This window comes from Bradyrhizobium sp. 141 (assembly GCF_023074055.1).
In the GTDB taxonomy this organism is placed as follows: Bacteria; Pseudomonadota; Alphaproteobacteria; order Rhizobiales; family Xanthobacteraceae; genus Bradyrhizobium.
The window spans coordinates 1-18,599 of sequence record NZ_JADPKR010000098.1; the positions used below are offsets into that span (position 1 = coordinate 1).

Consider the following 18,599-nt stretch of genomic DNA (forward strand, 5'->3'; position numbering starts at 1 on the left):
GCCTCGTCAATCTTCCAGAGTCGAAAATCCTTGCTCATAGCCCCGCAAAGAATCAGACTCGCCCCAGCTTGACCAGCGACTACTTGGACAGGCTCCTAGCCCGGACCGGCGCTGCGCGCCATCGGGGCGGCCGAGGGCCGCGATCAGATGAACTTGATGCCGGCCGATTTGCCGCGGCGCCAGACCACCTGGCAGCTCCGCCCGGTGCGCGCATCGCGTGCGAAGGCGAGCCGGATCACACCCGGGAGCTGGCTGGCGTCCTCGTCCAGCGTGATCTTGGCACCCGAATCCGAGATGTCCTGGACCAGGCAGTGCCGCGCGGCGAAGCCGCCGTCGAGCGTGATCCAGGCGTGCTGCGACAGCAGCTTGCGGGCTGCGCGCTTTTTCGGCGGTGGCATTGGTGAAAGATCTCCCGCTCCAGCGCTAATCCGGGAACCCTAAGAAACCGTTGAAATCGCCCTCCGAATGGCCTCGGGGCCAGCGCTGTCCACCGGCGCCAAAAGACCGGTCCGAACGGCTTGCCCGAAGCCAGAAAGGCCACTATACGTTCGCCCGCTGCAAGCCGCCGGGCCCTGTTCGGCCGGCCAGCGGTCATGCCGGGAAACGGCCGGGCCCTGTGTTTGCTCCCTTCGTCTATCGGTTAGGACGCCACCCTTTCACGGTGGAGAGAGCGGTTCGATTCCGCTAGGGAGCGCCAGTGCGCACGCGACGCCTGTCGCCCTCCCTCCCTAATTGCCACGATTTCCGCCGCGGCGGCATGAACCTTCCCGCCTCTCGCCACCGACCAATGCCAATTGGAACCGGTCGAGACCCATGGCACAGCGTCACCCCGAGATTGAAGCTTCGTCCAGCGCGGTCGCAATGACGCCGGGCGTTCCGACTTGGCTGGGCCATTCCCCTCAGCACCCATCGGACCGGCGCGCCAAAATGCTGGAGCACATGGCGCGCGCCAGATCGCTTCCGCAACGGCAGGCAGATTCTGAGCCGGCCGTGTCTGCGCTGCCGGGCAGAAGCACCCAAGACATTCTCGGCGATGTCATCGGCTACGCCGTCCTGTTCGGTATCCTCGCCCTGCTCTTCCAGTCGCGCATTCCACTCTATCTCGGCGCGTTCGTCGTCCTGACCGACGGCGAGCGCATTGAAAGCGCGCTGGCAAGGATCGGCATCCGCCTTGAGCCCGAAACGATCGGCCCAGACATCATCAAGCGCTCCGCATTCTGGTTCGGATGGTTCGCCTTGCTCGCCGCCTTGAAAGGCTCCGTTCCCGACTGGCTCGCACCGTGGATGCCGCCGGCGGAGGCATGGTCCTTCCTCGCCGGCGTCGCCCTTCTGCTCGCCATCGTCGAAGCATTCACGGCGCTCGCGATGCGGCGCGCATTACCGCCGTTGGGATTGCAGATCAGTCCGAGCGGCCTGGCGTGGACGACGATCCAGTTCGTCACGGCCGTTGCCGCGCTGGCCTTGCTGGTGCTGTTCGGATCTCCTTAGGCGCGGCGTCACGCCGTTTGCTTCACTGCGCCATCAATGACGATGTTGTGAGATTGCCTGCAGCATATCGGGTCCTTATGCCGCGCTTTTGGCAGGGGCACCGAGGAGCGTATTTACCGGAAATTTACCCCCGCTCGCGAGCGGCGGTATCAGTTACTTAGAATTTGAGCGCTACCGTGGAATTACGGAAACGATCCCAAACCACGATTGGCGCGCATGTCCGTCACAGAGTTCCTCCGGCAACGAGCAGTGGAAGTCACCGTGGCCGGCAGCTACTCGCTGCCGCGTTGGTACGATTGCGAGGGCAAGCTGCGCACCTTCGCCTGCCGGACCAAGCGCGTCTCGCCCTTTCGCATGATCGTGGACGTGCCTGTCGTCGGCAAGGTCGGCGAGCGTGTGACCTCCTATTTCCAGGATTTCGGCGAATTCCAGTGCACCATCAGCGCGACGCTGAAGGCGGGCTTTCTGATGGAGCTCGACATGACGCGGGCGCGGCGCGCCTGGATGTCGGAAAAGCTGACCTGGCTGGAGAAGAAGCAGAGGGACGACAGCGTCCAGGAGCTGCGGCGTGACGCTCGTTTCGTTCCCCAGGTCGCGCACACCCTCCTGACCCTCGCCGACGGCAGCATCCATCCCTGCTTCATCATCGACGTCTCCACGGCCGGCGTCGCGATATCCTGCGAGTACGACCCGCCGGTGGGAACCGCGCTTGCCGTCGGCGCCTGTGTGGGGCGGGTCATCCGCAAATTCGACAGCGGCTTCGCGGTCAAATTCGCCGAAAAGCAGTCGCGGGATGACCTGGTCCGCCTCGTCGTGCGCTCGCCCCTGCAGCAGTCGGCCTGAACCGGACCGGCCAATTTTAACTCTTCTTTAACTAAATACTGGAGATGGAGTCCCTCGCGCGATAGGGTGTGATCCAGCACGTCCGCAATCATTGCGGGCCCCATATTGGAAGTCCTGGAATGTCCATCGCTGACGCCGAGTTCGTCCCGGCTGAGACCCCGCAGAATGCGTCCATCGCGCCCAAGCCGCAGCTTCCACCCGGCGTCGTCACCGAGGGACCGCTCGTGCAAGCCAAGCTGCGCGAGAGCTATCTCCTGCTCGGCATCCTCTATGTCGGCGCTGTCGCCGGCATCATCTGGGCTGTCACGCAAGGTCTCGGCAAGGTCGAGCTGTTCACGTTCGTCTGGATGTTCGCACTGACGACGTTCGGTATCGGCGCCGGCATGCACCGCCTGTTCGTCCATCGCAGCTTCCGCACCGGCCCGATCATGCGGGTCTTCTTCTGCGCCATCGCCCAGATGGCGATCCAGGGCTCGATCGCCAAATGGGTCGCCAACCACCGCCGCCACCATCTCTACGCCGATGACATCGGCGATCCCCACAGCCCGCAATTCGACGGCTTCGGCAATCGCTATGTCAGCGCGCTCAAGGGCTTCTTGCACGCGCAGGGCAGCTGGGTGTTCGACCAGGCGACCACCGACAACGAATACTACGCCAAGGACATCCTCGCCGATCCCATTGCGATGTTCTTCGTGCGCACGCGCTGGGTTTGGTACGGGATGTCGGCGGTCTTCATCCCGGGCGTGATCGGCTACACCTTCGGCGGCGTGCACGCCATGATCGGCTGCGTGCTGTTCTCCGGCCTGCTCCGCGCTTATCTGCTGATCCTCACCAGCCAGCTCACCGGCTCGGTCTGCCACGCCTATGGCTATCGCCGCTTCGAGGTCGACGATGCCTCGACCAACGAGTTCGTGACCACGATCCTCACCTTCGGCGAGGGCCTGCACAACAACCATCACCGCTTCCCGCGGGACGCCTACATCTCGCACGCCTGGTGGGAGATCGATCTCAACGGCCTGATCATCCTGGGCCTGGAAAAGATCGGCCTCGTCCACGACGTCTTCCACGCCTCGCACCGTCAGCTGGAGCGGGCAGCCGAAGCAGAGGCAGCCTCGACGGCGCGCTGAACCGGCAGGCGGCGGCCCTCCTCCGGCCGTCCCGCCTCCGCATCGCCGCCCTATCGCGGCCCCATTGCGGGATCAGCTTTTGTCGGTCCGAGCCTCACGCCGGACGTCATTTGCGGACTTGCGATCGGGGGACCGGATGGCAGTCAACAAGATCACCTGGGACAGGGTCGGCCGGGTCAGCGAGCCCGGACGCTACATGTACAGGTTCGGCTGGCTCACTATCACCGCCGGCGACCTGGAGATCTGGAAGCTCTACCCCCAGGCCGCGTTCACGCTGCTGGCGCAACCAGGTGGGCCGGACGCGTCTCCTGGCGAAGAATTCCATCTCGGCACCTTCGACATCGCCCCCGGCGCGCCGCCGCCGTTCACCACCCACTGAGTCCCGGCTCCGAACGCGCCGCCGGAATACGTGCGCAGCGCATCGAAGAAACCTGCGCATTTCCTTGATCTGACATGCCAATTGCGCCCGGCACAATCACGCCGTCGTTGCCATGGATGACGAACAGGTTCTGTCATGCAATTGATTGCGCTTGCATTCTACATCTCCACGGGCGACGGCAGATGAACGAAAGCTGTCGCGCTCGTTAAGCGAGCCGACAGCGAGCGCATGACACATGGTCGCATCGGCAATTGTAGATTAGCGGACCAAGGGAACCTATTTTCGGCGCCGATGTATCTGATTGAAGCGTTGCCCACCGTCATCGGAACTGCAGCCATCGCCCCGGCGCTGTTGATGCTGTGGCTTGTCATCGCCGCTGAAGAGCGCCCTGGCCCACCCGCTCAGGTCTGGACCGCGTTCCTGCTCGGTGCCGCCAGCATCTCGCTGCTGGGCCTTGCCCGTGCCCCCTTCGCCAAGATGGTCGCAGCCCCCGACGACCCCTGGGCGGCGCTCGCCATGCATTCGGTTTTCGGCGTCGCGTTGCCTGAGGAAGCCGTCAAGGTGATCGCCATCGTGGTGGTCTCCTCGACCAAGCGGCGGACTTTTGCCAACCCGATGGACACCGTGGTCTATGGCGCCGCGGTCGGCCTCGGCTTCGCCGCTTACGAGAACCTGGCCTATCTGGTTCAGCACGCCGAGATGTGGCGCTCGCTGGCCGCGTTGCGCAGCGTGCTGACGGTGCCATTCCACGGCGCGCTTGGTATCATCGCGGGCGCTTACCTGACGATCGCGCGCGCCGGCACGGCGCTGGGCGCCAACCGCCACCATCGCGACTGGGCTCGCCTCTCCAGCCGCCTTTTGATCTTCGCGGGGCCCCTCGCGCTGCATTCGGCCTTCGATTTCCCCCTGCTCACCCTCCAGCGCATGCCGGACCTCGACCCGAGCTTGCGGATGTGGCTGGGGGCTGCGAGCCTCTTGATCGGCTTCAGCTCGATCGCCTTCGCCATCCGCCTGGTCCGGCGCGTCGCCCGCCACCACGCACCCCGGACCGATGTTGCGCGGGAGCGGCTCAGCCAGCTTCGCCGGATGTGGGCGCTGCTGCTTGCCGGCGGCGGCGTCGGCTTTCTCGGGCTCGCCTTCGTGCTGACCTCGATCCATCACTGGCTCATCAACCCCGAACGCAATCTGACGCTGGCCCTGATTCCGATCGGCTTCGTCTCGATCCTGCTCGGCCTTGCGCTTCTGATTGTCACAACGGCGATCTACATTCTCAGCCGCAACCGCATCCGCACCAGCGCGGAAGGTTTTTCCTCGGCGCCCGGCGGCGGTTGATCCACCTCCTAGTGAATGATCTGCTGGAGAAAGCCCTTTGCTCGCTCGGTGCGGGGGGCGCGAAAAAAGGTTTCGGGATCGGCTTCCTCGACGATTGTCCCGCGATCCATGAAGACCACGCGGTCGGCGACTTCGCGCGCAAAGCCCATTTCGTGGGTGACGCAGATCATCGTCATGCCGTCTCGCGCGAGACCGATGATGGTGTCGAGCACCTCCTTGACCATCTCCGGGTCGAGCGCGGAGGTCGGCTCATCGAACAGCATGATCTTGGGCTGCATGCACAGGGCGCGCGCGATGGCAACGCGCTGCTGCTGACCACCGGAGAGCTGTCCGGGATACTTGCTGGCCTGATCGTGGATGCGCACCTGGCGAAGAACGCCCATCGCGCGCTCACGCGCCTCCTCGCTGGACAAGCCGCGCACCTTCATCGGTGCAAGCATGCAGTTCTCGACGATTGAGAGATGCGGGAACAGATTGAAACTCTGGAATACCATCCCGACTTCCCGGCGGACGCTGTTGATGTCGGTCACCCGGTCCGTCAGATCGACGCCGGCGACGACGATCCGGCCGCCATCGTGCTTTTCGATGTGGTTGATGCAACGGATCAGCGTCGATTTGCCCGATCCCGATGGACCACAAAGGACAATCTTCTCGCCGGCCGTGACGCTGAGATTGATGTCGCTCAGCGCGGTGAAATGACCGAAGCGCTTCACCACGTGCTCAACGGCTACGATGGCCGATGGCAGATTGGCCCCGCGCGCAGTATTGTCCTGAAGCATCGTCGCCTCCTAGGTTGGCGTGGTCAGACTGAATTCGTCACCGGCGGGATCCAGCGATCGCGTAGCGCTTGCGCAGGGATGCGACGCATTGGGATGCAGCCGAGCTGATGGCGAGATAGACCAGCGCAACCACGAGGTACATCTCGACCAGACGGCTGTTGAGCTGCGCAAGCTTCGAGGCCGCGCCGAGCAGGTCCGTGAGCGAAAGCACATAGACCAGCGACGTATCCTGGAAGAGGATGATAGTCTGGCTCAGGATGATCGGGCTCGCCACGCGGAGCACCTGGGGCAGGATCACGCACCGATAGGTGTCGAAGGTGGATAGCGCGAGGGCCTGGCACGCCTCGAACTGTCCCCGATTCACGGCGCGCAATCCGACCCGGATGATCTCCGAATAGTAGGCCGCCTCGAATAGGCCGAAGGTGATAAAGGCCGTCCAGGTGGCGCCAATCGGAATCGGACGGCCGTTGCCGCTGAGATGACCAAGCACGATCGGCACCAGGAAAAAGAACCAGAACAGCACGAGGATCAGCGGGATCGAGCGGATCAGCGCGATGTAGGCGCGCACGATCCTGCCGATCACAGGCACCTCGAAGTGCTGAGTGAGCGCAAAGCAAGTGCCGAGGATCATCCCGATGACGCTAGCCGCGGCGGTCAGCGCGAGTGAGAACAGCAGTCCCGACCAGAGATAGGGCCACGACTGGAAGACGATCGAGAAATCGAGGCTGTTCATTTTGCGACCTCCATCCCCTCGGGCAATGAATCAACCGGCTGGACGTCCTCCGGACCGGGTTCGATCGCATCTTTTGCAGGGGTGGTGCCCGGGATACGCACCGCCTTGTCGATCGCGACCATCATTTGGTAGGCGAGCAAGGCGAGTGCGAGATAGATCAGCGTCGCAGCGCCGAAGGCAGTAAATGTCTGGAATGTCGCTTCGCTGATCTGCCGCGCCTGCGCGGTCAGCTCCATGAGGCCGATCGTCAGGGCGACCGACGTGTTCTTGTAGATGCCCATGACCTCGCTGGTCAGGCTGGGCACGATCAGGCGCAACGCCTGCGGCACGATGATGAAGCGATAGGTCTGATATCCCGTGAGCCCGAGCGCCTGGGCAGCCTCGGTTTGTCCTTTCGGCAGGGCCTCGATCCCGGCACGAACCTGCTCGGCAATGCGCGCGGCGGTATAGAGACCCAAACACACGAGCGCGGGAAAGAATGAGCCCCAGGGCGGCGGGATCTGCTTGATGGCGTTGCCGAGCGCGGTGGGCAGGATGTCCGGCAACACGAAGTACCAGAGAAACATCTGCACCAGCACAGGGATGTTGCGGAAGATCTCGACATAGAGCCGCGCCAGCGCCGCGATGATCCGGTTCTGGACGGTCCGGCCGATCCCTACCACGAGGCCGACCGCGAAGGCGATCCACCAGCCTAAGAACGCCAGCGCGAGCGTCCAACCGAGGCCCGACAGAAGCCACTCGATATAGCGCTGGCCATCCGCCGCCTGTTCAAAAAGCACTCCGAACATCGCGAACCTCGGGTTCGAGGGAGGATCAATGTGCGAGAACTTCTCCGCGATCGGCCCATCAATCGACCGCATCGCTGGGATGGGCGATCCGCTCCATCAGCTCGTCGGTGAGCGGGAAGGCAAGATTCTCACCCTTGGACGGAATGGGCCTCGTGAACCATTTCGTGTAGGTCTTCTCGAACTGGCGGGACGCCATCTGCTTGGAGAGAACGTCGTCGACGAGCGCCTTGAAGGGCGCATCGCCCTTCGTGAACATCAGGCCATAGTAGACCTTGGCATAGCCTCCCGGAAGGAAGATCAGCGCGTCCGGATTTGGCGCTGCGGCCTTCAGGCCTGCGAGGAGAATGTCGTCTTCCATGAAGGCGGCTGCGCGGCCGGTGTTCAGCATTAGGAAGGATTCCGCATGGTCCTTGGCTTGGACGATGTTGAGGCCGAGCTGTTCCTTCGCATTTGCCGCTTGCGCGAATCCGATGGCGTTGGAGCCTTGGGTGACGACGATGGTCTTGCCCTTCAAGCCGCCGGCGGTTTTCACGCCGCTGTCGGCCTTGACCAGCCAGCGTGGCTGGCTGACGAAGGTCGTGACCGAAAACGAAACCTGTTCCTGCCGCTTCTTGTCGTTTGCCGTGCCGCCGCATTCGATATCGACGGTGCCGCTTTGAATGAGGGGGATCCGGTTGGAAGAGTTCACCGGGCTGTAGTTGACGGTGAGATTGGGTAAGTTCAGCTCCGTCTTGATGCGTTCGACGATTGCCGCGCAAAGATCCAGCGAAAAGCCGATCGGCTTTTGATCGGGACCGAGATAGGAGAACGGAATGGAGGCTTCGCGGTAGCCGATGGTGATGGCGCCGCTCGATTTGATCTTGGCCAGCGTCGAACTGTCGGCTGCGCTCGACGGCCCGAGAGAGACGCCGAAGGCCGCGAGGCCGGACAGAACACCGAATACACGCGCAAGCTTCGTCATGTGCATCTCCTCTGTTAAGCGGCCTTGTGCGACGGTTTGACGCCGCGCCGGCGGATGACGTCGATCAGGCGATCGACGTCCGCGAACGTGTTGAACATCCCGAACGACACACGAATGCCATCCCGCTCCGGCGAGATGCGGATGCCGTTCTCTTCGAAATGGCCGAGCCATTCGGCGGCGGGCAGCGCAATGACGTAAATGTGCGGCGAGCGGTGCTGCCGCTCGCGGGGGCCGACCAGGCGAACGTCGAGCATATCGAGCTGCGCGATCAGGTGATCGCCGAGATCGAAGCAGTGGTTCGCAATGTTCTGCACGCCGATCGCGTCAATCATGTCGATGGAGGCACCGAGCGCCTGAATGGCCGGAAGATTGAAGTTGCCGAGCTCGAAGCGGCGCGCGCTCGCGGCCAGTTCCAGTTTGTCGGATTGGGCGATGAGATCGGCCGGTATCTCGGCAAGGCTCGCTGCCGCAAGGTAAGCGGGCTCGAGCTCGGTCCTGAACTTGTCCCAATAGAGCAGCCCGAGCCCCTGCGGCACGAGCAATCCCTTGTGGCTGCCCGACCCGATGAAGGTCGCGTTCATGGCTTTGGCGTCGATCGGCACCACACCGATCGCCTGCATGACGTCGACGACGAAATAGAGACTCTTCTCCCGGCACAGGGCGCCGATGCTCTCGACATCGAAGCGGTGGCCGGCGTGGAACGTCACCAGCGACATCGAGATCACGCGCGTGTTCTCATCAATATAGGGGCGAATGCTCTCGTCGTTGGCGATGTCCGTCATCGGCACGAACTCGACCGTTACGCCCCTCCGTTGCAGATTGAGGAACGCATAGGCGTTGTTTGGATGATCGCCGTGAATCATCAGCACCTTGTCGCCGGCGCGCAGAGGCAGCGCATTCGCAGCGATGTTCATGCTCTCCGAGGTGTTCTTGGTGAAGGCGATCTCAACGGGGGACGCGCCCAGAAACCGCGCGACTTTCGCGCGGGTTGCTTCGACGCGATCGAGCCACACGTTTTTCGGTCCGGCCGTCTCCAGTCCTTCGCGAAGGAAGAGGTCGATCGCCGCCTTGACGGGGCGGGCAAGCGGCGTCTGGAAGCCCGAGTCGAGATAGGTGATCCGCTCGGCAGCCGGGAATTCCTTCCGCACGGCGTCAACGTCGTAGTGACCTGACAATCCACCCTCCTGTTCAGCCTGCCGGCGAACTCTATGTGCGTTGCACAAATCTTACTCATCCGCCGGCAGCGCCAACGATATGAGCATTGGGGGTGACCATCTAGATCTATTATCAAATTCCGATAGCATTAATTCCGAAAAATGATAATTACTGACATGCCAGAAACCAAAGGACGCGCATGACGGAAGCAAGGGCCGAGGCAAAGGGCGACGGACCGCTCGACCGCGCGTTTGCGATCGTTGGACATATCGCCGGGCAAACCAAAGCCGTCTCGGTTGCGGAGGTCGCCAGTGCGCTGGCGCTGCCGCTGCCGACCGCGCACCGGCTGGTCGGAAACCTCGAGGAACGCGGCCTAGTTCAGAAGGCGCTCGGCACCAAGCGCTATGTAGTCGGCAATCAGCTCGTGACGTTGTCGGCAAGAGTCATCGGCGCGGCCTTCCGCACCGCGCGCCGGCATGCCGTCCTGCGCGCGGTTGCCGCCGAGATCGGTGAGCAGTGCGAGATCGGCGTGGTGCGCGATAACACGGTCGCGTACGTCGACAGTGTGCGCGTGTCGCAACCGCAAGGGCTCGAATTCAATCCGGGTGAAGCCGCGCCACTGCACTGCACGTCCACCGGCAAGATTTACATGAGCCGAGTGCCGGAGCGAGTGCGTGAGAAGCTGTGCCGGGCACTCCCTCTAACCCGATATACCGAAACAACGATCGTGGATGTCGAGAGCCTGCTGAAGGTCCTCGATGAGACGCGCAAACGGGGCTGGGCCAAGACGAATGAGGAGTATGTGAGAGGGGTCGTTGGCTGCGCGGTCCCTATCCTGTCTCCGGATCGTGAACTGATCGCATGCCTGGGTGTCTCCGTTCCCGTGGCGCGGGTTAGCTTCGCCGAATTGGACGGGTTCCTAGGCCCGCTACAGAAAGCCGCAGCGCTCTTGTCGGAAACGATCCTCCAGGCTGATGACGATGGGGACGACCGGTAAACTCGCTCGCGCGATCGTTCGTTTCTGGCCCGTTGCGACCTATTGCGCTGCCGCACAACTTGGTCCCTATAGGAGAAGTAGCGCGTCACATTAGGCCGCCGGGTATGGGTACAGTGCCTAGATGGAACGCCCTCCTTCCGTTTCCGGAGTTAGACGATGACATCGCCCGAAGATTTTTCACGGCTGCAATCCGTCATGAGCCAGACGGTCAAGGCACACTGGAAGGCCTTCCTGTTCGAAGGCATCCTGCTCGTCGTTCTCGGCATCGCGGCGCTGATCCTGCCGCCGCTCGCGAGCCTCGCGATCGCGATCTTTCTCGGCTGGATGTTCCTGATCAGCGGCATCGGCGGACTGATCGTGACCTATTGGGCGCGCAGCACGCCGGGCTTCTGGTGGTCGCTGATCTCGGCCGCGCTCGCCGTGCTCGCCGGCATGCTGCTGCTCGCGCGGCCAATGCAGGCCGTGCTGACGCTGACCATTGTCCTCGGGGCCTATTTCCTCGCCGAGGGCGTCGCCACCATCATGTACGCACTGGAGCACCGCCGCGAACTGAGCGGCCGCTGGTCGTGGCTCCTGATCTCGGGCCTCGTCGACATCGCGATCTCGTTCATGGTGATCACGGGACTGCCGAGCTCGGCGGAATGGGCCATCGGCGTTCTCGTCGGTATCAACCTGCTGTTCGGCGGCGCCAGCCTGATCGGCATGGCGCTGGCGGCGCGCCACAGCAACACCTGAGGCCCCTCGTCGCCTGCCGCGCCGATTGGGGGGTGACAAGGCGCCGATGGCGCGCTATATGGCCTGCCATGATCACCGTCGCCACCAGCTATTTTTGGTACTTTAGCTACGACAGCTCGCTGGCGGCAGGAGGATCGCGCTCAATCTGAAACATTGCAGCAAACGTCCGAACAAGCCGCCAGACCTGGCGGCTTTTTTATTGGCCGGCAGGTTCTCAAAACGACAGGAGCCCGCCGTGCTGAGCACGACCGACGATCTTCGCATCCGTGAACTGAAAGAACTGAGCACTCCGGAAGAGGTGATGCGGGAGGTCCCGCGCACGCTCACCGCGACCCGTGTGGTGATGGCCGCGCGCAACGCCGTCCATGCCATCCTCACCGGCCAGGACGACCGCCTTCTGGTCGTCGTCGGTCCCTGCTCGGTGCATGACCCCAGGGCCGCGCTCGAATATGCCGAGCGCCTCGCGAGCTTGCGCGAAGACCTCGCCGACCAGCTCGAGATCGTGATGCGGGTCTATTTCGAGAAGCCGCGCACCACGGTCGGCTGGAAGGGCCTGATCAACGATCCCGATCTCGACGGCAGCTTCGACATCAACAAGGGTCTGCGGCTGGCACGCAACGTGCTGTCGGCGGTGAACAATCTCGGCCTGCCCGCCGGCACGGAATTCCTCGATATGACGACGCCGCAATACATCGCCGACCTCGTGTCCTGGGCCGCGATCGGCGCGCGCACGACCGAGAGCCAGATCCACCGCGAGCTGGCTTCCGGGCTGTCGTGTCCGGTCGGCTTCAAGAACGGCACCGATGGCAATGTCCGCATTGCCGCCGATGCGGTGAAATCAGCCGCGCATCCGCATCATTTCATGGCGGTGACGAAACTCGGCCGCTCGGCGATCGCCTCGACTGCCGGCAACGAGGATTGCCACATCATCCTGCGTGGCGGCAGCAAGCCGAACTATGACGCAGCAAGCGTTGCCGCGGCCTGCAACGAGCTGGCGAAATCCGGCGTCGCGCCGCTGGTGATGGTGGATGCGAGCCACGCCAATTCGAGCAAGAAGCCGGAGAACCAGCCGCTGGTAATGGCCGACATCGCCGGTCAGATCTCCGGCGGCGAAAACCGGATCATGGGCGTGATGATCGAGAGCAATCTCGTTGCCGGCCGCCAGGACGTGGTGCCGGGCAAGCCGCTCGCCTACGGCCAGAGCATCACCGACGGCTGCATCGATTGGCCGGCCACGGCGACCGTGCTCGAGCAGCTCGCCGATGCGGTCGAGGTCCGCCGCAACACAAGCCGCGCCGGATTGCACGAGCGCTCCGCCTAAAGCGTGGCGAGCAAAGGTTCGGTCGCTTGCGCGCTTCACCTCTCCCCAGCGGGGAGAGGTGGAGCGATCAGCAGCCGCGGCAAATGCTCTTGATCTTGCGATCCAGCTCCGCGTCTTCCTTGTTCACGGGGCTATTCGGATTGCTCAAATTCTTCTCGCTCGGCACGTCGGCCGCGCGGGGCTGGCGGTGACCGACCGGTGCCGGCAACACCGAGCCAGAGGACGCTCCGCTGGATGTCGACCCCTTGGAACCGCCGGTCTGTGCTACCGCCGCGCCGCCAAGCAAGACCACGAGCGATGCTGCCACCATGATCTTCTTCATGTCCGCTTCTCCATTCTCAAGCCGGCGCGCGCCCCATCACCGCTCAGGTCTCGGGCGGATAGAGATGAACGTCGCCGCAATAGTCCATGATACGATAGCGCGTTTCGGCTCCCGCTTCACCCGCGTCGGGTGCGGTATTTTGCGGCGCCAGTACGTAGCTCGGCCCCACCGGCGATTTGCCGGCGCCGCCGGGAATGTCGACGACATAGTCCGGCTGGCACAGTCCTGACACCCGCCCGCGCAACTGCCGCATCAAGTCCTGCCCCTCCGCCAGCGTCGTCCGCAGATGCGCTGTGCCCGGCGCGAGATCGCCGTGATGCAGGTAGTAGGGTTTGATCCGGCATTCGACGAAAGCTCGCATCAAATCCGACAGAGCGGCGATGTTGTCATTGACGCCGCGCAAAAGCACGGACTGGCTCACCAGCGGAATTCCGGAATCGACGAGCCGCGCGCAGGCGGCGCGCGCCGGCCCCATCAGCTCGCGCGCATGGTTGGCATGCACGGCCACCCAGGTGGTCGCGCCCTCGACCTTGAGCGCCGCGACCATCTCGTCGCTGATGCGCGCGGGATCGGCCACGGGGACGCGGGTGTGAAGGCGGATGATCTTGACGTGATCGATTGCCGCCAGATCGGTCATGATCTCGCCCATCCGCCGCGGCGACAGCATCAGCGGATCGCCGCCGGTCAGGATCACTTCCCAGATTTCGTGATGCGAACGAATGTAATCGATCGCCGCCCGATAGGCGCTGTCCGACAGCGCGCTCTCCTTGCCGGGCCCCACCATCTCGCGGCGGAAACAGAATCGGCAATAGACCGCGCAGACGTGAACGAGCTTGAACAGGACGCGATCGGGGTAGCGGTGCACGATTCCGGGAACCGGCGAATGCGGGTGATCGCCGATCGGATCGGCATTCTCGCCGGGCTGCATCTCCAATTCGTTTGCACTCGGAACGAATTGCCGCGCGATGGGATCGTCCGGGTCGGACGTATCGATCAGTTCGACCAGCGCCGGCGTGATGGCCACCGCATAGCGCGCGGCAACGCGTTCGAGCGCCGGCAGCGCTGCTGCGGGCGCCAGACCTTCGGCGACGAGCTCAGCCGGCTCGCGCAGCGTGCGTGCAAGGTTCGTCTTCGTCATGTCTCACTTGACGTTTCATTTGCAGGCGGTGTCCACACCACCTGATCAATTCGCGATGCGCCGCTCGCCAGCATCACCAGCCGGTCGAACCCGAGTGCAACACCGCTCGCCTCCGGCATTGCCGCAACGGCGGCCAGAAAGTCCTCATCCAGCGGATAGGCTTCGCCGTAACGGCGCTGCTTCTCCGCCATCGATTCCGTGAAGCGTTTGCGCTGCTCCTCGGCATCGGTCAGTTCCCCAAAGCCGTTGGCGAGCTCGACGCCGCACGCGTAGATCTCAAAGCGCTCGGCAACCCTGGGATCGTCAGTCTTCGCCCTTGCCAGCGCCGCCTCTGGAGATGGGTATTCGAACAAAATGGTCAAACGTCCCTGCCCCAGATGCGGCTCGACATGCTCGACCAGGACCTTGCTGAAGATGTCCGACCAGGTGTCATCCTCGGCCACACGGATCTTGCTGGCCGCCGCCTGGGCGAGCGCGGCACGGTTACCCTCGTTGCCCGAGATTGTCGACAGCAGGTCGATGCCGGCGAACCGTTCGAAGGCGCCCGCGACCGTCAACAGTTCCGGCTCAGCGAAGGGATCGGCGGTCCGGCCACGGAAGGAGAAGGTCCCGATCCCGGTCGCCTGCGCCGCACGGGCGATCACGACAACGCAATCGGCCATGATGGCGTCATAGGGCGCGCCGGCCCGATACCACTCCAGCATGGTGAATTCGGGCAGATGCAGGTCGCCGCGCTCACGGTCTCGGAACACCCGGGCGAGCTCGAAAATCCGCGTCTCGCCCGCCGCCAGCAGCTTCTTGCAGGCGAATTCGGGCGAGGTCCGTAAGTATCGGCTGGCTCGGCTGCCGTCCGGCCGCATGACCTCGGTCCTGGGGGCGTGCAAATGGGTCTCGTTGCCCGGGGAGACCTGGAGGACGGAAGTTTCGACCTCTACGAACCCCTGCTCGGCGAAAAAGCCCCGTAGAGCCCCGGTAATGGCTCCCCTAGCCTGGAGGAACGGCCGACGGTCGAGGTGCCGTCCGGGCAACCAGAAAGGCGAGATCGGCTTGTCCCCAGCCATTAGCCGGCCGCCCCCGTCCCGAGCAAAAGGCTGGCATCCAGCGGCAAAATCAGTATGTTGCGGCCCGAAACGGGTGCCGAGGTCCGATTTGAGGCCCCAACTCCCCCATCGATTTGACCACGTCCTGGCCCGAGCCGGGCCAAGCAAGCAGGAAATATAGCTTTGAGAGTCATCGCCAGTTCTATTCGCAAGGGCAACGTGATCGAGCAAGACGGCAAGCTTTACGTCGTCGTGAGCGCCGAGAACATCCATCCCGGCAAGGGCACCCCGGTCAGCCAGATCGAAATGCGCCGAATCTCGGACGGGGTAAAGATCTCCGAGCGCTACAAGACCACCGACCAGGTCGAAAAGGCCACGATCGAAGAGCGCAACTACACCTTCCTGTATGAAGATGGCGACGGCTTCCACTTCATGAACCCCGAGACCTACGACCAGGTCCAGGTCTCCAAGGACGTCGTCGGCGACGCGGCCTCCTATCTTCAACCGGACATGACCGTCAAGCTGTCGACGCATGACGTCAACGTGGTGTCGCTGGCGCTGCCGCAGCGCGTGACGCTGGAAGTGGTCGAGACCGAGCCGGTGACCAAGGGTCAGACCGCCTCCTCGTCTTACAAGCCGGCGGTGCTCTCCAACGGCATCCGTACCACCGTGCCGCCGCACATCGCCGTCGGTACCCGCATCGTCGTGATGACCGAAGACGGCTCCTACTCCGAGCGCGCCAAAGACTAATCGAGGGATCAGAGCAGCAGGTGCCGCCGGGGGGCGAGACAGTGGTTGGGAAGGGTTTCCGCTTCGTCTCGCTGCTTCTGGCGTCGCTTTCGCTCCTTATCGCCGCTCCGCTCGCTGCCGATGAATTCCGCAGCCCCTCGCTCACGGCCCTGCGCGTCGACTGGCGCGCAGCGCTCGACCAGGTCCGCACTGAGATCAACAGCCGCCCCCGGGTCGCGGACGATTTCATCTTCGCACCTCGCCGTTCGGTGCCACGCTACGATCCGCGCGCGACGCCCGCACTGGTGCAGCTCAACGCGGTTTCCTCGCGATTCTTTACCGGCATCACCCGCAGTCCCGTGCCGGTGCTGCTGCCGTTCGATGCCGCCGCGTATCTCGAGGCGCAGCGCGGCGGCGCGCCGGCAACGCCCGCGCTGTCGCGCTACCAGGCGGACTTCAATCCCGTCGACATGTTCGATGCCGGCCCCGCCGGCTACAGCGCGACCTTCTCGTTCGAGCCCGGCGCCGGCGACGGCATGCCGAGCCGCGTGTTCACAAGGCCGGTCGAAGTGCAGATCACGGGATCGGCGCTGGTCTACGACATCGCCGATCCCTCCGGCGGCAAGGGCGAGCCAGTCAAGCCGCTCGCGACGACCTATCCGGACCTCCGCAGATTCATCCGGGAGGGCTATGTACGCTACGCATTCAGCCGTTTCGGCGCCGCCTATGTCGTGTCGATCCAGTGCCTCGACAGCGTCGCCAAGCCGCGGCGGCTCGCCTGCAAGGAAGCCTATCCCGTCGCCGAGCGCTTCCTGAAGGCCCTGCGTGTCGCCGGCGGCCAGCGTATGCGGCCATTGACGGACATTGCCTCCAACATCCTCGATCGTCCGGCGGAACGTTCACAGGACTTCAGCTACCGGCCGAGCGGCGACATCATCCCGAACACCGGCTACCGCAAGCAGGGCGGCCATCCTGACGTGATGGCCTATGCGCAGATCCGATTCCCGCTCGAGAAGGCGCCTGCGTTCGTGCGCTCGCAGTCCTACGGCAAGCGCGACAAGAGCGAAGGTCCGACCGCCTATCCCTGGCGCGACAATTTCTGCGAGTCGCGCAGTTTCGAGGTGTGGCAATGTGGCGGAGGCTACGGACATCAGGGCGAGGACATCCGCGCCGCCGACTGCCCCGCGCCCGGCGAAGGCCGCGAGCCCTGCGATCCCAAGCAGCGCGGCGTCGTCGCCGTGCGTGGTGCGATCGTGATCCGCGGAGCCAAGGACCAGGCCGCGACGCTTCAAGTCAACAGCCGCACCGAGCACATCCGCTTCCGCTACATGCACATGAATCCGCAGGCGCTGAACGCCGACGGCGTGGTCAATGGCCGCATTGTCACCGAGGGCGAGAAGATCGGTGTAATCTCGAACTATCTCGACCATCCCGCCGGAACCTCGATGCATCTGCATTTCGACGTGCAGGTGTTCACACGCGACGGCTGGATCTGGGTCAGCCCCTACGTCACCCTGGTTTCCGCCTATGAACGCCTGATCCGCGCCCGCGGGCGCGAGGTCGGCCCGGAGATAGCTGTCACGACGCAGCCCGTGGCACACGCGCTGCCGGACGACGTTCTCAAGCCGGACCTGCGCGAGGGATCGAGCGGCGAGGACAATTGACGGCTTGCGCGTTCCAATGCCGGGTGGTGCGAGGGAAGTCGTCGCGCCCATCGCCAGATCGAACAAAGGATAGGGGTTGATGAGTGTTGGACTGATCGGTCTTCTCGACGATATCGCGGCAATTGCAAAGGTGGCGGCGGCCTCACTCGACGATGTGGCGAGCCAGGCTGCCAAAGCAGGCACAAAGGCGGCTGGCGTGGTCATCGATGATGCGGCCGTCACGCCGAACTACGTCATCGGTTTTGCCTCGAAACGCGAACTGCCGATCGTCGGTAAGATTGCGATCGGATCGCTGCGCAATAAATTGCTGATCCTGCTCCCCATTGCCCTGCTGCTTGGATATTTCCTTCCCGCCGCGGTCACACCGCTGCTCATGCTGGGCGGAGCCTTTCTCTGCTACGAGGGCGCCGAGAAGGTGCTCGAAGCCGTGATGCCGCATCATGCGCACCACCACGAAGCTCAGCTCCAGCCGATTGCGTTGAATGCCCGGTCGGTCGAGGACGAGAAGGTCGCGAGCGCCATCAAGACCGATTTCATCCTGTCGGCGGAGATCATGGCGATCACGCTGGCGGCTCTCCCGACGGGCAGCATCTGGACGCAGGCACTGGTGCTGGCGCTGGTTGGCATCCTTATCACTGCCGGAGTCTACGGCGTGGTGGCCCTGATCGTGAAGGCGGACGATGTTGGCATGGCCCTCGCGCGCTATGACAGCGCCTCGATCATTGGCGGCGCGATCCGCTTGCTCGGACGCGCGCTCGTCCGCGGTATGCCCGTCTTCCTGGCGGTGCTGAGCACCATCGGAACCGCCGCCATGATCTGGGTCGGCGGCGGCATCATCCTGCATGGCATCGAAAAATACGGCCCGCCCGTGGTCGGGCGCACCGTCCATGCCGCAACCGAGGCCGCCGCACATGCCCTTCCATCCGTCGCCGGCATCATCGAATGGTCGGTCGAGGCGGCCATCTCAGGCTTGCTCGGACTGCTTGTCGGCGCACTTGCGATTCCGGCCGTCGAATACGGTCTCTCTCCGGCATGGAAACGGTTGCGGCGGTCGCGGCAGGCCTGAAG

General features: G+C 63.7%; 20 protein-coding genes and 1 tRNA gene. 12 read left to right on the forward strand and 9 right to left on the reverse strand.

Annotation, left to right across the window (positions count from 1 at the left end):
- Window positions 1-143 precede the first annotated feature (143 nt).
- Complete coding sequence (locus IVA81_RS29985) at window positions 144-398, reverse strand: PilZ domain-containing protein (RefSeq protein WP_018323099.1); 255 nt, start codon at window positions 396-398, stop codon at window positions 144-146.
- A gap of 224 nt (window positions 399-622) precedes the next feature.
- Between IVA81_RS29985 and IVA81_RS29990 the strand changes: the two genes are divergently transcribed.
- The 6 genes from IVA81_RS29990 to IVA81_RS30015 all read left to right on the forward strand — a co-directional run bounded on the left by IVA81_RS29990 (window position 623) and on the right by IVA81_RS30015 (window position 5,169).
- Window positions 623-697: transfer RNA gene (locus IVA81_RS29990), tRNA-Glu, on the forward strand.
- 293 nt (window positions 698-990) lie between these two features.
- The gene (locus IVA81_RS29995) at window positions 991-1,488 is read left to right on the forward strand and encodes a hypothetical protein (protein ID WP_247324673.1); all 498 of its coding nucleotides are present in this window, start codon (window positions 991-993) and stop codon (window positions 1,486-1,488) included.
- A gap of 216 nt (window positions 1,489-1,704) precedes the next feature.
- Window positions 1,705-2,331 carry a PilZ domain-containing protein gene (locus IVA81_RS30000; protein WP_247324674.1) on the forward strand — a complete coding sequence of 209 codons (627 nt, stop codon included), beginning with the start codon at window positions 1,705-1,707 and terminating at the stop codon, window positions 2,329-2,331.
- Between the two features lie 119 nt (window positions 2,332-2,450).
- Complete coding sequence (locus IVA81_RS30005) at window positions 2,451-3,458, forward strand: acyl-CoA desaturase (RefSeq protein ID WP_247324676.1); 1,008 nt, start codon at window positions 2,451-2,453, stop codon at window positions 3,456-3,458.
- Between the two features lie 136 nt (window positions 3,459-3,594).
- Window positions 3,595-3,837, forward strand: coding sequence for a hypothetical protein (locus tag IVA81_RS30010; protein ID WP_247324678.1), 243 nt, complete (start codon window positions 3,595-3,597; stop codon window positions 3,835-3,837).
- A gap of 291 nt (window positions 3,838-4,128) precedes the next feature.
- Window positions 4,129-5,169, forward strand: coding sequence for a PrsW family glutamic-type intramembrane protease (locus IVA81_RS30015; RefSeq protein ID WP_247324679.1), 1,041 nt, complete (start codon window positions 4,129-4,131; stop codon window positions 5,167-5,169).
- Between the two features lie 8 nt (window positions 5,170-5,177).
- On the opposite strand, the gene IVA81_RS30020 is transcribed toward IVA81_RS30015, so the two are convergent.
- From IVA81_RS30020 to IVA81_RS30040, 5 genes are read right to left on the reverse strand one after another with little or no spacing between them, the layout of a single operon-like run.
- A complete protein-coding gene (locus IVA81_RS30020) occupies window positions 5,178-5,948 on the reverse strand; it encodes an amino acid ABC transporter ATP-binding protein (protein WP_249812904.1) in 771 nt (256 codons plus the stop codon).
- 37 nt (window positions 5,949-5,985) lie between these two features.
- A complete protein-coding gene (locus IVA81_RS30025; protein WP_247324680.1) occupies window positions 5,986-6,681 on the reverse strand; it encodes an amino acid ABC transporter permease in 696 nt (231 codons plus the stop codon).
- The gene (locus IVA81_RS30030) at window positions 6,678-7,469 is read right to left on the reverse strand and encodes an amino acid ABC transporter permease (RefSeq protein ID WP_247324681.1); all 792 of its coding nucleotides are present in this window, start codon (window positions 7,467-7,469) and stop codon (window positions 6,678-6,680) included. Before IVA81_RS30030 ends, IVA81_RS30025 begins: the two co-directional genes overlap by 4 nt.
- Before the next feature lie 58 nt (window positions 7,470-7,527).
- The gene (locus IVA81_RS30035) at window positions 7,528-8,430 is read right to left on the reverse strand and encodes an amino acid ABC transporter substrate-binding protein (protein ID WP_247324682.1); all 903 of its coding nucleotides are present in this window, start codon (window positions 8,428-8,430) and stop codon (window positions 7,528-7,530) included.
- Window positions 8,431-8,444: 14 nt separating this feature from the next.
- Window positions 8,445-9,605 carry an aminotransferase class V-fold PLP-dependent enzyme gene (locus IVA81_RS30040; protein ID WP_247324683.1) on the reverse strand — a complete coding sequence of 387 codons (1,161 nt, stop codon included), beginning with the start codon at window positions 9,603-9,605 and terminating at the stop codon, window positions 8,445-8,447.
- Window positions 9,606-9,784: 179 nt separating this feature from the next.
- Here IVA81_RS30040 and IVA81_RS30045 point away from each other — a divergent pair, with 179 nt between their 5' ends.
- The 3 genes from IVA81_RS30045 (at window position 9,785) to IVA81_RS30055 (ending at window position 12,638) form a co-directional block, all read left to right on the forward strand.
- Window positions 9,785-10,582 (forward strand): IclR family transcriptional regulator, encoded by a 798-nt coding sequence (locus IVA81_RS30045; RefSeq protein WP_247324684.1) that lies wholly within the window; start codon window positions 9,785-9,787, stop codon window positions 10,580-10,582.
- Between the two features lie 156 nt (window positions 10,583-10,738).
- Window positions 10,739-11,317, forward strand: a complete 579-nt coding sequence (locus IVA81_RS30050) for an HdeD family acid-resistance protein (protein ID WP_247324686.1) — start codon at window positions 10,739-10,741, stop codon at window positions 11,315-11,317.
- A gap of 235 nt (window positions 11,318-11,552) precedes the next feature.
- Window positions 11,553-12,638 (forward strand): 3-deoxy-7-phosphoheptulonate synthase, encoded by a 1,086-nt coding sequence (locus IVA81_RS30055; RefSeq protein ID WP_346659424.1) that lies wholly within the window; start codon window positions 11,553-11,555, stop codon window positions 12,636-12,638.
- A gap of 67 nt (window positions 12,639-12,705) precedes the next feature.
- Here IVA81_RS30055 and IVA81_RS30060 read toward each other — a convergent pair whose 3' ends face one another.
- From IVA81_RS30060 to epmA, 3 genes are read right to left on the reverse strand one after another with little or no spacing between them, the layout of a single operon-like run.
- A complete protein-coding gene (locus tag IVA81_RS30060) occupies window positions 12,706-12,960 on the reverse strand; it encodes a hypothetical protein (protein WP_247324688.1) in 255 nt (84 codons plus the stop codon).
- A 43-nt stretch (window positions 12,961-13,003) separates the two neighbouring features.
- The gene (locus IVA81_RS30065) at window positions 13,004-14,098 is read right to left on the reverse strand and encodes a lysine-2,3-aminomutase-like protein (RefSeq protein ID WP_247324690.1); all 1,095 of its coding nucleotides are present in this window, start codon (window positions 14,096-14,098) and stop codon (window positions 13,004-13,006) included.
- Window positions 14,095-15,159: an EF-P lysine aminoacylase EpmA gene (epmA, locus tag IVA81_RS30070; RefSeq protein WP_247324692.1), complete on the reverse strand. Its 1,065-nt coding sequence runs from the start codon at window positions 15,157-15,159 to the stop codon at window positions 14,095-14,097. Before epmA ends, IVA81_RS30065 begins: the two co-directional genes overlap by 4 nt.
- A 162-nt stretch (window positions 15,160-15,321) precedes the next feature.
- Here epmA and efp point away from each other — a divergent pair, with 162 nt between their 5' ends.
- From efp to IVA81_RS30085, 3 genes are all read left to right on the forward strand, one after another.
- Window positions 15,322-15,888 carry an elongation factor P gene (efp, locus tag IVA81_RS30075; RefSeq protein ID WP_247324694.1) on the forward strand — a complete coding sequence of 189 codons (567 nt, stop codon included), beginning with the start codon at window positions 15,322-15,324 and terminating at the stop codon, window positions 15,886-15,888.
- 20 nt (window positions 15,889-15,908) lie between these two features.
- Window positions 15,909-17,531, forward strand: a complete 1,623-nt coding sequence (locus IVA81_RS30080) for a M23 family peptidase (protein WP_247324695.1) — start codon at window positions 15,909-15,911, stop codon at window positions 17,529-17,531.
- A gap of 79 nt (window positions 17,532-17,610) precedes the next feature.
- A complete protein-coding gene (locus IVA81_RS30085; protein WP_247324701.1) occupies window positions 17,611-18,597 on the forward strand; it encodes a DUF808 domain-containing protein in 987 nt (328 codons plus the stop codon).
- Window positions 18,598-18,599: the final 2 nt, after the last annotated feature.

Coding starts and splice junctions, on each gene's coding strand:
- IVA81_RS29985 (WP_018323099.1), bottom strand. CDS start 398: ATGCCACCGCCGAAAAAGCGCGCAGCCCGCAAGCTGCTGTCGCAGCAC.
- IVA81_RS30000 (WP_247324674.1), top strand. CDS start 1,705: ATGTCCGTCACAGAGTTCCTCCGGCAACGAGCAGTGGAAGTCACCGTG.
- IVA81_RS30005 (WP_247324676.1), top strand. CDS start 2,451: ATGTCCATCGCTGACGCCGAGTTCGTCCCGGCTGAGACCCCGCAGAAT.
- IVA81_RS30010 (WP_247324678.1), top strand. CDS start 3,595: ATGGCAGTCAACAAGATCACCTGGGACAGGGTCGGCCGGGTCAGCGAG.
- IVA81_RS30015 (WP_247324679.1), top strand. CDS start 4,129: ATGTATCTGATTGAAGCGTTGCCCACCGTCATCGGAACTGCAGCCATC.
- IVA81_RS30020 (WP_249812904.1), bottom strand. CDS start 5,948: ATGCTTCAGGACAATACTGCGCGCGGGGCCAATCTGCCATCGGCCATC.
- IVA81_RS30025 (WP_247324680.1), bottom strand. CDS start 6,681: ATGAACAGCCTCGATTTCTCGATCGTCTTCCAGTCGTGGCCCTATCTC.
- IVA81_RS30030 (WP_247324681.1), bottom strand. CDS start 7,469: ATGTTCGGAGTGCTTTTTGAACAGGCGGCGGATGGCCAGCGCTATATC.
- IVA81_RS30035 (WP_247324682.1), bottom strand. CDS start 8,430: ATGACGAAGCTTGCGCGTGTATTCGGTGTTCTGTCCGGCCTCGCGGCC.
- IVA81_RS30045 (WP_247324684.1), top strand. CDS start 9,785: ATGACGGAAGCAAGGGCCGAGGCAAAGGGCGACGGACCGCTCGACCGC.
- IVA81_RS30050 (WP_247324686.1), top strand. CDS start 10,739: ATGACATCGCCCGAAGATTTTTCACGGCTGCAATCCGTCATGAGCCAG.
- IVA81_RS30060 (WP_247324688.1), bottom strand. CDS start 12,960: ATGAAGAAGATCATGGTGGCAGCATCGCTCGTGGTCTTGCTTGGCGGC.
- IVA81_RS30065 (WP_247324690.1), bottom strand. CDS start 14,098: ATGACGAAGACGAACCTTGCACGCACGCTGCGCGAGCCGGCTGAGCTC.
- epmA (WP_247324692.1), bottom strand. CDS start 15,159: ATGGCTGGGGACAAGCCGATCTCGCCTTTCTGGTTGCCCGGACGGCAC.
- IVA81_RS30085 (WP_247324701.1), top strand. CDS start 17,611: ATGAGTGTTGGACTGATCGGTCTTCTCGACGATATCGCGGCAATTGCA.